The organism is Pseudomonas gozinkensis (genome assembly GCF_014863585.1).
Classification (GTDB): domain Bacteria; phylum Pseudomonadota; class Gammaproteobacteria; order Pseudomonadales; family Pseudomonadaceae; genus Aquipseudomonas; species Aquipseudomonas gozinkensis.
Map to the genome: position 1 here is coordinate 2,177,518 of NZ_CP062253.1, position 13,614 is coordinate 2,191,131.

A 13,614-nucleotide genomic window follows, 5' to 3' on the forward strand; every position below is an offset into this window, starting at 1 on the left:
AGATCGATCATTCACTGGTAAGGGCCGTCACCGGGTCGAGTCGGGCGGCTTTGCGGGCCGGCATGAAGCCGAAGACAACACCGGTCACAAGGGCGCAGCCAAAGGCACCGAGCACCGCCATCAAGGAAAACGCCACGGCGACTTCGCTGAGGATCAGCACGCCGCCGACGATCAGCGCCAGGGCGATGCCGGCGATCCCGCCGACCACCGACAACATCACCGCTTCGGTGAGGAACTGGCGCAGGATATCGCGCTGACGGGCGCCGGTAGCCATGCGAATGCCGATCTCGCGGGTGCGCTCGCGCACGGTCATCAGCATGATGTTCATCACGCCGATGCCACCCACCAGCAGCGAAATCGCGGCAATCGAACCGAGCATCAGCGACAGGGTGTTTTGCGTGCGGGCTTCGGCCTGGATCATCGCGGCGTTGTTGGTCAGCTCGAAATCCTTCTTGCCGTTGTGCAGGCGCAGCATCAGTTGCTCGATGGCGTGTTCGGCTTCCTTGACCTTGCGCGCATCGGCGGCGGCGATCGCCACGTACTCCGGATTGCGCGTGCCGAACAGGCGGACGCTGGCGGCGGAGTAGGGCACGGCGATGCGGTTGTCGCTGTCGGAGTCGCCGGAGCTGGCGCCTTTTTCCGCGAGCACGCCGACCACCTGGAAGGGCACGTTCTCGATCAGGATGTATTGGCCGATGGGGTTGGCGACATCCTTGAGTAATTTGGTGCGGACCTTGTGGCCGATCACCGCGACCGCTGCGGCATTGCGTTCATCGGCCTCGGTGAAGTAACTGCCCTGCACCACGGGCCAGTTGAAGATCGCCGGGAAGTTGGTGTCGTTGCCGCCGACGTAACTCAGGTAGTCGGCGTTGCCGAACCGCACGCCGGCCTCGGCGCCGTTGACCGGCATGATCCGCATGACCTGCGGCAGGCTGGCCAGTGCCGCCACGTCATCGAGGGTGACGATGCCTTGCGGTGTGCGCGGGTTGGGTGACGAGCCGCTGAGGTAAATGATGTTCGAGCCGAACGCGCCCATTTGCGCCATGACCTGGCGCTTGCTGCCTTCGCCGACCGCGAGCATGACCACCACCGACGCCACGCCGATGATGATCCCCAACAGGGTCAACGCGGTGCGGAAGCGGTTGATCCACATCACTCGCCAGGCGGCGTGCAGCGCGTCGATCAGTTCGCCTTTCCAGGCGCCTGTGGCTTCGGCGCCTTCGCTCAGGCGTTTGCGCAGATCCACGGCCTGCAAGGCGCCGGGGTTGGCGCTGGTCTGGGCCTCGGGGTTGTGGCGGGCGCTGTCGCTGACAATCAGGCCGTCGCTGATTTCGATGATGCGTTTGGCTCGCGCGGCCACTTCGCGGTCGTGGGTGATGAGAATCACCACGTGGCCCTGGCTCGCCAGTTCGTCGAGCAACGCCATGACTTCCTTGCCGCTGTGACTGTCGAGGGCGCCGGTGGGTTCGTCGGCGAGAATGATGTGCCCGCCGTTCATCAGTGCCCGGGCAATCGACACCCGTTGTTGCTGGCCGCCGGAGAGCTGATGCGGACGGTTGCCGGTGCGCGAGGCCAGGCCCAGCCGGTCAAGCAGGGCAGCGGCGCGGGCATGACGCTCGGCGGCAGGTGTGCCGGCGTAGATCGCCGGCATCTCGACGTTTTCCTGGGCCGAGCCGGACGGAATCAGGTGATAACCCTGGAACACGAAACCAAAGGCTTCGCGGCGCAGCCAGGCCAGTTCGTCGGTGTCCAGTCCGGCAACGTTTTCCCCGGCGAAGCGGTATTCGCCGGTGGTCGGCCGGTCGAGGCAGCCGAGGATGTTCATCAGTGTCGATTTGCCGGAGCCAGAGGCGCCGACAATCGCCACGAACTCGCCGGCGTGGATCGACAGGTCGATTCCGCGCAGGACGTGAACCTCGGGTGCGTCGCCGCCGCCGTAGGATTTGCGGATCTCCTGCAGATCGATCAGAGGCGTTTGCATTCAACCTCCGCTGCCGGTGGCCGGGCCGATCACCAGGTGATCGCCCTCGTTGAGGCCTTCGAGAATCTGCACTTTCAGGCGGTCACTGATGCCGGTGCGCACTTCGCGGGTTTCGATCTTGCCGTTGGCGGCGATCACCTGCGCAGTCTGCAAGTTGGCGGTGGTGCTGCCCTGCAGCGCGGCAACCGGCGCGGTGAGCACGTTTTGCGCCTGGTGGGCGACGAAGAAGACTTGCGTGGTCATTTCCGCCATCAGCGCGTTGTCGGCGTTGTCGACGTCCAGCAGCACGGTGTACAGCACCACGCGGGCGCTCCCGCTTTTACTGGTGCTGGCGGGGCTGCCGCCGCCCTGGCTGGTCTGGTCCAGCGGTTTGGGCGGCACCGGCAGGATCTGCCGTACGGTGCTGCTCCAGCGCCGGTTGCCGCCGCTGAGGGTGGTGAAGTAGGCGGTCATGCCCGGTTTGACGTGGCCGATATCGGCTTCGGAGACCTCGGCCCACACCGTCATCGGCGACAGTTTGGCGATACGCAGGATCAGCGGCGTCTGCTGCTGGGCGTTGAGGGTCTGGCCTTCGCGGGCATCGAGGGCGACCACCGTGCCGGCCATCGGCGCATAGATGCGGGTGTAGCCGAGTTCGGCCTGATCGCTGCGCAGACTGGCTTCGGCCTGACGGATCTGGGCCTGGAACATGTCGATCCGTGCCTGGGTGGCTTTCAGTTCGGCGCGGGCGGTCTGCACGTCTTCTTCGCGGGTCGCGCCGCCGGCGGCGAGATTCTGCTGGCGCTGGTACTTCTGCTGCGCCAGTTCGTGCTGGGCCTTTTGTTCCTGCAATTGGGCCTTGAGGTTTTCGATGGAGAAGCGCCCGGCGTCGAGTTTGGCCTTTTGCGTGGACGGATCGATCTCCACCAGCAACTGGCCTTCCTTGACGACGTCACCGACTTCGACGTGGATTTTCTGGATCTGCCCCGACGCCTGGGCGCCGACGTCCACATAGCGCCGTGGTTGCAGGGTGCCCAGCGCGGTGACGCTGCTCTCGATGTCGCCCCGGCTGACGGAGACGGTAGCGAATTGATCACGGCCGGGCGGCAGGACTTGCCACGCTGCAACGGCAATGACGGGGATCAGGCAAAGAGCGATGAGCAGGGCGCGTCGGGCGGGGCGGGGACGTTTCATGCGGGGTTCCGGCCAGTGTGAAATCGGCCCGTCATCCGGCGGGCACCGCGAGCGGGCACGGCCGAATGCTGTCGCAGGGCGCGACAGACACGGGAGGGCTGATGGTTAAACGAGAGAAGGGACGGGGAATTTAAGCGCTGAAAAACGCGGTAACAGGTATAGGCGAGAACAATTTGTCGGGCAAACCGAAACAGCGCTTTAAATCTATATGAGAATTACTATAAATTACGCACTGAATTTGCCACTACCGTGCCACTGCCTGTTTCGGCCGTCGCCGATCTGGCTCAAGGATCGAAACCGCACGCTGCGGCGGGGAATCATGTTGGAAAACTACTATCGCGAGTTGGTGTGTTTCCTGAACGCCAGGCTCGGCAACCGTCAGGTGGCCGAAGACGTGGTGCATGACGCTTATCTGCGGGTGCTGGAGCGATCCAGCGAAACGCCGATCGAGCAGCCTCGGGCATTTCTCTATCGCACCGCACTCAATCTCGTGATCGACGACCATCGGCGCAATGCCCTGCGTCAGGTCGAATCGCTGGAAGTGCTCGACAGCGAAGAGCGTTACTTCACTCCATCCCCCCACAATACCTTCGATCACGGCCAGCGACTGGAGATGCTCCAGCGTGCCCTCGCTGAACTTTCGCCGCTGTGCCGCGAAAGTTTTCTGCTGCGCAAGATCGAAGGTCTGTCGCATCCCGAGATTGCCGAACACCTAGGGATTTCCAAGGCTCTGGTGGAAAAGCACATCGTCAACGCCATGAAACATTGCCGCCTGCGCATCAAACAATGGGATGCCCATTGAGCCGTCGTCGTTAAATTTTATTTCACTGTCCTCGTTCCTACTCAACAGACGATCTGCTGTCCTGCTCAAGGCCGGTCAGGTCACTCAGGCTTTTCGTCCAGAGGACACTGGAAATGACACAGGCAATTGCATCGCCCATCGTTCACGACCTGATCGGCGTCGGTTTCGGCCCTTCGAACCTGGCACTCGCCATCGCTCTGCAAGAGCGCGGCCCGACCCAGGGGGAACTGGATGTTCTGTTTCTCGACAAACAACCCAACTACAGCTGGCACGGCAACACCCTGTCGACCCAGAGCGAGTTGCAGATTTCCTTCCTCAAGGATCTGGTAACCCTGCGCAATCCGACCAGCCCTTATTCGTTCGTCAACTACCTCAAGCACCACGGCCGTCTGGTGGACTTCATCAACCTCGGCACCTTCTACCCGTGCCGCATGGAGTACAACGACTACCTGCGCTGGGTCGCTGCACAGTTCACCGAACAGAGCCGTTATGGCGAAGAGGTGCTGACCATCGAGCCGGTGCTGCATAACCATCAGGTCGAAGCGCTGCGGGTGATTTCCCGTGGTACGGACGGCCAGCAGTTCGTACGCACCGCGCGTTCGGTGGTGGTCAGCGCCGGCGGCACGCCGCGCATCCCCGAGGCGTTCAAGGCGCTGAAGGGCGACGGTCGGGTGTTCCATCACTCGCAGTACCTGGCCGAGATGGCCAAGCAGCCGTGCATCAACAACCAGCCGATGAGCATCGCGATCATCGGTGGCGGGCAGAGCGCGGCGGAAGCCTTCATCGACCTGAACGATTCGTTCCCGTCGGTGCAGGTCGACATGATCCTGCGCGGCTCGGCCCTGAAGCCTGCGGACGACAGCCCGTTCGTCAACGAAGTGTTCTCGCCGGAATTCACCGACCTGATCTTCCAGCAGAAGAGCAGCGAGCGTGAGCGTCTGGTCAACGAGTACCACAACACCAACTACTCGGTGGTCGACATCGACCTGATCGAGCGCATCTACGGCATCTTCTACCGTCAGAAAGTCTCCGGCGTGGCCCGCCATGCGTTCCGTACCCTGACCACCGTCGAGAAAGCCACCGCCACCGCACACGGTATCGAGCTGACCGTGCGCAACAACGCCACCGGCGAAGTCACCGTGCGTGCCTACGACGCCGTGGTACTGGCCACCGGTTACGAGCGTCAGATGCACCGCAAACTGCTGGCGCCGCTGGAAGAGTACCTGGGCGACTTCGAGGTCGACCGCAATTACCGGTTGATCACCGACGAGCGCTGCAAGGCCGGTCTGTACATGCAGGGCTTCTGCCAGGCCAGCCACGGTCTGAGCGATACGCTGCTGTCGATCCTGCCGATCCGCGCGGACGAGATCGCAGGCTCGCTGTATGAGCATGGCAAGCACCGTGGGCACAGCCGTTCGATGGCGGATCTGTTGCTGGCGACTGCCAGCTAAGTATCTTTTCAGCCTCCACACTGATCGTTCCACGCTCCGCGTGGGAATGCCTCAAGGGACGCTCCGCGTTCCAATGGGACGCAGAGCGTCCCCGGCTGCATTCCCACGCAGAGCGTGGGAACGATCTCGGCGATCTCGGGGGCAATCCTGAACCCTTCCTGAACACCCGCGACATTCCCCGACACACTTCCTTTTGCGGGTTTACTCTCCAGACATCGGGGCGTAAGCTTCGCGCGTTTTCATCAATAGCGGAGACCCACAGTGGGTACTTGTTCGAGTGACAGTTGTCGGCCGGTCCTTGTAACCGGCAGATTCTCGGCAAGATAACGCGCATTCCTTTGTGCCGTTGTCTCGCCGAACAGCGAGCAGCGGCATCCCGATCATGACCGGTCCCGGTCATGTCCCGACGTCCTTCTCATCGACACTGAAAAGCCTGTGAAGTCGACTTCATCGTCGTCATTGCATGCCTATCGACACGCCTGTCTTTTCTGACCGGCGCGCCACGCCTTGCCGTGCCGTTTTGCGGTGCCCAGGACGAGGACGTACCTGCTCGACGGTTTCCCGGCTGACCATAGGGGCAACAGCCATGAAACTTACGCTCAAGGAATTTTTCGCAGGCTTCCTGCGGACCCGCCACATCGCCCGGCACTTCCGTCGCCTGGCCTTGCTGGAAACCCTCAGCGACACCACGGTCAGCCGTGAAGTGCCGCCGACTCTCGCCAATACACTGGTGGACGCCGCCCATTGCGACAGCGGCGTGCTGCTGTCGAACCTCGGCACCCACACCGACGGCCTCACCGATTTCGAAGTCGATGTGCTGCGCGCGCAGCACGGCCTCAACGAAGTCGAACACGAGCAACCGCTGCCGTGGTGGACCCACCTGTGGCACTGCTACAAAAACCCGTTCAACCTGCTGCTGACCCTGTTGGCAGTGATCTCGTGGCTGACCGAAGACCTCAAGGCCGCCATCGTGATTTTCTCGATGGTGGTGCTGTCGACGCTGCTGCGCTTCTGGCAGGAAAGCAAATCCAACCAGGCCGCTGACGCGCTCAAAGCGATGGTCAGCAACACCGCCACCGTGCTGCGTCGGGATGCGCCGCGCGCTGAATTGCCGATCAAGCAACTGGTGCCTGGCGATCTGATCGTGCTGTCGGCCGGCGACATGATTCCTGCCGATTGCCGGGTGCTCAGCGCCAAGGACCTGTTCGTCAGCCAGGCGGCGATGACCGGTGAATCGATGCCGGTGGAGAAATTCCCGCGTCAGGCCGATCGTGACACGCGCAATCCGCTGGAACTCGACAACATTCTGTTCATGGGCACCAACGTGGTGTCCGGCACGGCGGTGGCGGTGATTCTCACCACCGGCAACAGCACCTATTTCGGCGCGCTGGCGCAGCGGGTCGGGGCGACTGATCGCGCGGTGACTTCGTTCCAGCAAGGCGTGAACAAAGTCAGCTGGCTGCTGATCCGCTTCATGTTCGTCATGGCGCCGCTGGTGTTGTTCATCAACGGTTTCACCAAGGGCGACTGGACCGAAGCACTGCTGTTCGCGCTGTCGATCGCCGTGGGCCTGACCCCGGAAATGCTGCCGATGATCGTCACCTCGACGCTGGCCAAGGGCGCGGTGTTCCTGTCGCGCAAGAAGGTCATCGTCAAACGCCTGGATGCGATCCAGAACTTCGGCGCCATGGACGTGCTGTGCACCGACAAGACCGGCACCCTGACCCAGGACAAGATTTTTCTGGCACGCAATGTCGACGTCTGGGGCGAGGACTCCGATGACGTGCTGGAAATGGCTTACCTCAACAGCTACTACCAGACCGGCCTGAAAAACCTGCTCGATGTGGCGGTGCTGGAACACGTGGAAATCCACCGTGAGCTGAAGGTCGGCACGGCGTTTCGCAAGGTCGACGAGATCCCGTTCGACTTCAACCGTCGGCGCATGTCGGTGGTGGTCGAAGGGCGCGGCCAGCCGCATCAATTGATCTGCAAGGGCGCGGTGGAAGAAGTGCTGGCGGTGTGCAGCCGGGTTCGTCACGGTGAAGTCGACGAAGCCTTGAGCGATGAATTGCTGGCGAAAATCCGTCAGGTAACAGCAGCATTCAACGCTGAAGGCTTGCGCGTTGTGGCGGTGGCCGCGCGCTCGATGCCTGAAGGTCGCGACACCTACAGCCTGAGCGACGAGCAGGAACTGACACTGATCGGTTATGTGGCGTTCCTCGATCCACCAAAAGAAAGCACCGCCCCGGCGCTCAAGGCTCTGGCCGAACACGGCGTGGCCGTGAAAGTGCTGACCGGTGACAACGAACTGGTGACCGCCAAGATTTGCCGCGAAGTGGGCCTGGCCCAGCAAGGCCTGCTGATGGGCAATGACATCGAACGCATGAGCGATGCTGAACTGGCGGTGGCGGTGGAGACCACCAACGTGTTCGCCAAACTGACGCCGTCGCACAAGGAGCGCATCGTGCGCATCCTCAAGGGCAACGGCCACGTGGTCGGGTTCATGGGGGACGGCATCAACGACGCCCCGGCGCTGCGCACCGCAGACATCGGTATTTCCGTGGACAGCGCGGTGGACATCGCCAAGGAAGCGGCCGACATCATCCTGCTGGAAAAGAGCCTGATGGTGCTGGAGGAGGGCGTGCTGGAAGGACGCCGGACCTTCGCCAACATGCTCAAGTACATCAAGATGACCGCCAGTTCGAACTTCGGCAACGTGTTCTCGGTGCTGGTGGCCAGTGCGTTCATTCCGTTCCTGCCCATGCTGCCGATGCACCTGCTGGTGCAAAACCTGCTGTATGACATTTCGCAGATCGCGATCCCGTTCGACAACGTCGACGATGAGATGCTGAAACAGCCGCAACGCTGGCAGCCAGGGGACGTCGGGCGCTTCATGCTGTTCTTCGGGCCGATCAGTTCGATCTTCGACATCACAACGTTCGCCTTGATGTGGTACGTGTTCGATGCCAACACCCCGGATCACCAGACGCTGTTCCAGTCCGGCTGGTTCGTGGTGGGCTTGCTGACCCAGACGCTGATCGTGCACATGATCCGCACGCCGAAGATTCCGTTCCTGCAAAGCCGCGCGGCCATGCCGTTGCTGGTAATGACCGCAATCATCATGGCCGTGGGCATCTTCCTGCCGATGGGGCCGCTGGCGCACTACTTCAAATTGCAGGCGCTGCCGTCGATGTACTTTGTGTTCCTGCCGGTGATCCTGCTGGCGTACATGGCGCTGACCCAGGCAGTGAAAGGTTTCTACATTCGCCGGTTCGGCTGGCAGTAACAGGAAAGATTCCCCCCTTGTGGGAGCAAGGGGACGGTTTCAAGGAGTTCGACATGCAAGCGATCAACAATCTCAATCTCACCTCATTGCTCGACACCCTTGTCAGCCTCAGCGCGGCCTTCATCCTCGGCGGCCTGATCGGCTTCGAACGCCAGTACCGGCAACGCACGGCGGGCTTGCGCACCAACGTGCTGGTGGCGGTCGGCGCGGCGATTTTCGTCGATATGGCCAACCGTCTCGCCGGTGCCGAAGGCGCGGTGCGGGTGGTCGCGTATGTGGTTTCCGGCATCGGTTTTCTCGGCGCCGGCGTGATCATGCGCGAAGAAGGCAACGTGCGCGGGCTCAACACCGCCGCCACGCTCTGGACCTCGGCAGCGGTGGGCGCCTGTGCCGGTGCCGACCTGCTGGCAGAAGCCGTGCTGGGCACACTGTTCGTGCTTGCCGCGAATACCTTGCTGCGCCCGATCGTCAACAACATCAACCGCCAGCCGCTGGACGTGGTGTCGGCAGAAGTCACCAACATCGTCTACGTCATCGCTCGACGCTCGCAGCAGAAAGCCGTGTTTGCTCTGCTCGAGGCTGAACTGGAACGCAGCAACTACCCGGCAAGCGATGTCGATGTGCACGCCTTTGGAGCCGATGAAATCGAGATCGAAGCGACGCTGGCGACCACCTCGGTGGACGGTGATGAGCTGGATGCACTGGTGGCGCGCATTTCGACGTCGGCGTTGGTGGTGCAGGCATTCTGGAGCCCGAGTACGACCGAGTGAAGTCCTGGCGCCCCCGGATGGGTGGTCGGTATTTTCGGACAAGTCCTACAGAGTGTGCCGGGGTGGCTGCGTAATCTTCGCGCCTTCATCAATCACCTCTCGCCAGGCATTGCTTTGACCGATCAAAACCCCTGCCTTCGGATTGCCGGGCCGGGCACTTGCACATTTATCCGGGTGCCGCAACTGTCAGGTTTGACAGGTGGAATATATGCCGTTCCCGTGCAAGATTCGTTGCGCAGCCATTGTCTGTGGGGGGCATGCGGGTCCGGTGGCGCCAGCCCCACGTATTTTCCTCGGGAGTGGTCATGAAGAGCGTAGTGATTGTCGATGACCATCCGGTGATACGACAGGCTTTGCGCCTGATTCTGGAATCGTTGGGTTTCAAGTCAATTCATGAAGCCTCCAGTACCGTCGAGGTTGTACCGATGATCCGCCAGCATCGGCCGACGCTGTTGATACTTGACCTGAAACTGGAGGGGGGGAGCGGGCTGGATGTGCTTGAGCGAATCCGGTCCAACGGATTGGAGTGTCGTGTCATCGTGTATACCGCGCAGCCTCCGGACAATTACCTGCAACGTTGCATGCGTGCAGGTGCACGGGCCTACATCAGCAAGACTGATTCCTTGCAACAGCTTATCAATGCTGTCAATGCAGTCATGGCGGGTTACACCCTTTTTCCGGAGTTCCTCGACTGCAGTGTTGCGTCACTGAGTAATGAGCGCCAGCAAATCGAACACCTGTCCGACCGCGAGTTACATATCCTTGTGCAACTGGCGCATGGCAAACCCAACAATCAGATTGCCCACGATTTGAACCTGAGCCACAAGACCATCAGCACTTACAAGACCCGTCTGATGCTCAAGCTCGGCCTCAGCTCGCTGGTGCTCCTCAGGGAGTTTGCCAAACGTAACCATCTGCTCTGAGATGACTCCCATCATGAGCCTTGCGCGATGCGTCCTCCTGCTGATTCTGTTGATTGCAGGCACAGCGCAGGCGGCGAGTGCGCAAAGGCTTGAAATCGTCTCCCGTACCCGTCTGGACGGGGTGCAGGTTCGCCTGGACGAGCAGGATAAGCAGTGGCTGAGCGCGCATCCGGTATTGCGCATTGGTGCCTCCTGGCCGGATTACCCGCCCTTTGAACTGACCCGAAAACGCCATGAACTGGAGGGCCTCACGGCCGACTACGCCGACGCGATCGCTCAGATACTGAACATCGCCGTCGAGGTCTGGTGTTATCCCGACCGCGAAAGTGCCATGGCTGCGCTCAAGGCCGGGAAGGTGGATGCGCTGGGCACGTCGAACCAATTCGAGATCGCCGACCCTGACCTGTTACTGTCGCGCGCCTACGCCGAGGATCAGCCGATGTGGGTGACCCGGATCGACGAACCGTTGCCGGGCGACCTGGCTGGCAAACGCATCGCCATGGTGGACGACTACTTGCCAGCCTCGACCATCGAGGCGGCTTATCCCCAAGCCTCCTTGCAACCTTACCGCTCGATTTTCGATGCCCTCGGTGCCGTGGCGTTTGGTCGGGATGCGGTCTACCTCGGCGACTTGATCAGCGCCAGATATCTGATCAACACCCATTTTCACAACGACCTGCAACTGGCCGGGCCCTCAGGCCTTGACGCCAACCCGTTCGGCTTTGCCCTGGCCCGCAGCAACACCCGTTTGAAGCATCTGGTCGACAAAGCCCTGCTGGCGATTCCCATGGAGCAGCGCCTGGCGATGGAGCTGCGCTGGAGCGCCGGTCGCGCCGACATGGCAGCGCAGGCCCGGGTCAGTCTGAGCGCCAGCGAGCAAGAATGGCTGGACCAGCATCCGGTGGTACGCGTCGGCGCTATCGATGATTTTGCGCCACTGACATTCTTCGACGCCGATGGCCGCTTCAGTGGCCTGGCTGCCCAACTGCTCAACCTGATCAGTCAGCGCAGCGGCCTGACATTCGAGGTGGTGCGCGGTCAGTCTCTGGATCGTCAGGTCGGGCAGCTCAAGACCGGGGAGCTGGACCTGCTGCCGGTGCTGACGCCAAGCCGCGAGCGTGAACTTGAAATGCTGTTCACCCGCTCGTACGCCAACAGTCCCTTTGTGTTGATCACCGATTCGAAGGCACAGGCGCCGCGCAGCCTTGAAGAGATGGCGGGTAAACGCCTGGCGCTCTATCGCGGCAATCCGCTGCGCAATTATCTGTTGGAGTACGTGCCGCAGATCAGCCTGATCGAGTTGCCGAGCCCGGCGGACGGAACACGGGCGCTGCTCGACGGTCGGGCGGATGCGACATTGAGTTCACTGCTGGTGGCGCGCTATCAGATCGATCACCAGTACCGTGATCGCTTGCGGATTGTCTCCACGCTGGGCGATCAACCGGCCCGGATCGCCATGGCCACGGCGCTCGATGCACCGCAACTGCAATCGATTCTGAACAAGGCGCTGTTGGGCATTGCACCCCAGGAAATCGACGCGCTGGTCGCGCGCTGGAGTCGTAACGTGGTGCTGCAGGACAGCTATTGGCAGCGTCATCGAGAGCAGATTCTGCGCGGGTTTGCCGTTGCCGCCGGCTTGCTGTTGCTGGCATTGGGCTGGATCGGCTTTCAGCGTCGGGAGATCCGACAGCGCCAGCAGTGGCTTCGACAGTTGCAGGAGGCCAAGGAGGCGGCCGACGAAGCCAATCGTGCCAAGAGCACGTTTCTGGCGACGATGAGCCATGAAATCCGCACGCCGATGAATGCCCTGATCGGCATGCTCGAGCTGGCCCTGAAGCGTGCCGATGAAGGCGTGACCGATCGCCAGGCGATCGAGGTGGCGTCCAGTGCCGGGCAGCAACTGCTGGCCTTGATCGGCGATATTCTCGACATCGCACGCATCGAGTCCGGGCATTTGTCGCTGGCCCCCGAGCGCGCCAATCTGCATGAAGTGGTGGCGTCGGTGTGTCGGATTTTCGAAGGCCTGGCCCGGCAGAAGCAATTGTTGTGGCATGTAGAGCTGGATGAGCGCAGCAACGTCGAGGTGATGCTCGATGCCCTGCGTTTCAAGCAGATCTTGTCGAATCTGTTGAGCAACGCGATCAAATTCACCAATAAGGGCGAGGTGAGCCTGCGCATGCGCGTGTTCAGCGAGCACGACGGTCTGATTGAAGCGGGTGTGACCATCGAAGACAGTGGCCGGGGGATCAGCGCCGAGGATCAGCGGCGGTTATTCAGTCCGTTTGCGCAGGTTGGCGATCATCAGTCTATGGCCCAGGGTGGTTCTGGCCTGGGGCTGGTGATCAGCCGCAACTTGTGCCGGATGATGGGCGGTGACTTGTGGATGAGTAGTGAGCCGGGCAGGGGTACTCAGGTCATGTTGCGACTGGAGCTGCCAGTGCTGGCGCCGCTTGTGCAAGAGGCTGCACCGGTGCCAGCGACGGCGACGATCAAGTCGCTGAACGTGCTGGTGGTGGATGACCATCCGGTGAATCGCCTGTTGTTGTGCCGGCAGTTGAGCGAACTCGGGCATCGCCACGTTGACACCGGCGGCGGTGAGGAAGGGTTGGCGCTGTGGCGCGAGCAAGCTTTCGACGCACTGATTACCGATATCAGCATGCATGGGCTCAATGGTTATGAGCTGGCGCGAGCAGTGCGTCAGGATGAAGCTGCAACGGGCAGGGCGCCTTGTCTGATCCTCGGATTTACCGCCAATGCGCAGATGGAGGAAAAGCAGCGATGCCGGGCGGCCGGGATGGACGATTGCCTGTTCAAGCCGGTCCTGCTGCGCGAATTGAGCCAGGCCCTGATGGCCACAACATCCGAAGGCGCGCAGATCGAAACCGTGGACGATCCGGCAGTGGCCGAGTTCGATCTGAGTGCGCTGTTGCAACTGGCTGGCGCGGATAACCCGCTCATCGGGCAATTGCGTGATGAGGTGCTGAGCAGCCTGCGCATCGACCTGAAACGTCTGGATGAGTCGAGCCGCAAAAGTGATCGCGCAGATTTACTTGATCTGGCGCATCACGTCACGGGCGGGGCGCATATGATCGGTGCCGAGCGCGTGGTCTCGGCGTGTCGCGTGCTCGATCAGGCCTGCCGGGACGGAGATGCCCCGGCATTGGCGGGCGCAATCGATTTGCTGCGCGTGGCCATGCAAGACCTTGCGCAGCAACTTCAGACCTGACC

The 13,614-nt window shown here is 61.7% G+C and carries 8 protein-coding genes; 6 read left to right on the forward strand and 2 right to left on the reverse strand.

Annotated elements, in window-relative coordinates:
* Positions 1-7 precede the first annotated feature (7 nt).
* Both IHQ43_RS09690 and IHQ43_RS09695 read right to left on the reverse strand, forming a co-directional pair.
* Entirely contained in the window at positions 8-1,981 is a 1,974-nt protein-coding gene (locus tag IHQ43_RS09690) for a MacB family efflux pump subunit (protein WP_192564167.1), read from the reverse strand.
* A complete protein-coding gene (locus IHQ43_RS09695) occupies positions 1,982-3,154 on the reverse strand; it encodes an efflux RND transporter periplasmic adaptor subunit (protein WP_007956378.1) in 1,173 nt (390 codons plus the stop codon).
* Positions 3,155-3,473: 319 nt separating this feature from the next.
* Between IHQ43_RS09695 and IHQ43_RS09700 the strand changes: the two genes are divergently transcribed.
* The 6 genes from IHQ43_RS09700 (at position 3,474) to IHQ43_RS09725 (ending at position 13,612) form a co-directional block, all read left to right on the forward strand.
* Positions 3,474-3,956: a sigma-70 family RNA polymerase sigma factor gene (locus tag IHQ43_RS09700; protein ID WP_007956380.1), complete on the forward strand. Its 483-nt coding sequence runs from the start codon at positions 3,474-3,476 to the stop codon at positions 3,954-3,956.
* A 113-nt stretch (positions 3,957-4,069) separates the two neighbouring features.
* A complete protein-coding gene (locus tag IHQ43_RS09705; RefSeq protein ID WP_192564168.1) occupies positions 4,070-5,407 on the forward strand; it encodes a lysine N(6)-hydroxylase/L-ornithine N(5)-oxygenase family protein in 1,338 nt (445 codons plus the stop codon).
* A 586-nt stretch (positions 5,408-5,993) separates the two neighbouring features.
* Positions 5,994-8,693, forward strand: a complete 2,700-nt coding sequence (gene mgtA / locus IHQ43_RS09710) for a magnesium-translocating P-type ATPase (protein WP_192564169.1) — start codon at positions 5,994-5,996, stop codon at positions 8,691-8,693.
* A 53-nt stretch (positions 8,694-8,746) separates the two neighbouring features.
* A complete protein-coding gene (locus tag IHQ43_RS09715) occupies positions 8,747-9,463 on the forward strand; it encodes an MgtC/SapB family protein (RefSeq protein WP_064594791.1) in 717 nt (238 codons plus the stop codon).
* 305 nt (positions 9,464-9,768) lie between these two features.
* The gene (locus IHQ43_RS09720) at positions 9,769-10,386 is read left to right on the forward strand and encodes a response regulator transcription factor (protein WP_192564170.1); all 618 of its coding nucleotides are present in this window, start codon (positions 9,769-9,771) and stop codon (positions 10,384-10,386) included.
* 13 nt (positions 10,387-10,399) lie between these two features.
* A complete protein-coding gene (locus IHQ43_RS09725; protein WP_192564171.1) occupies positions 10,400-13,612 on the forward strand; it encodes an ATP-binding protein in 3,213 nt (1,070 codons plus the stop codon).
* The last annotated feature ends 2 nt before the right edge of the window (positions 13,613-13,614 follow it).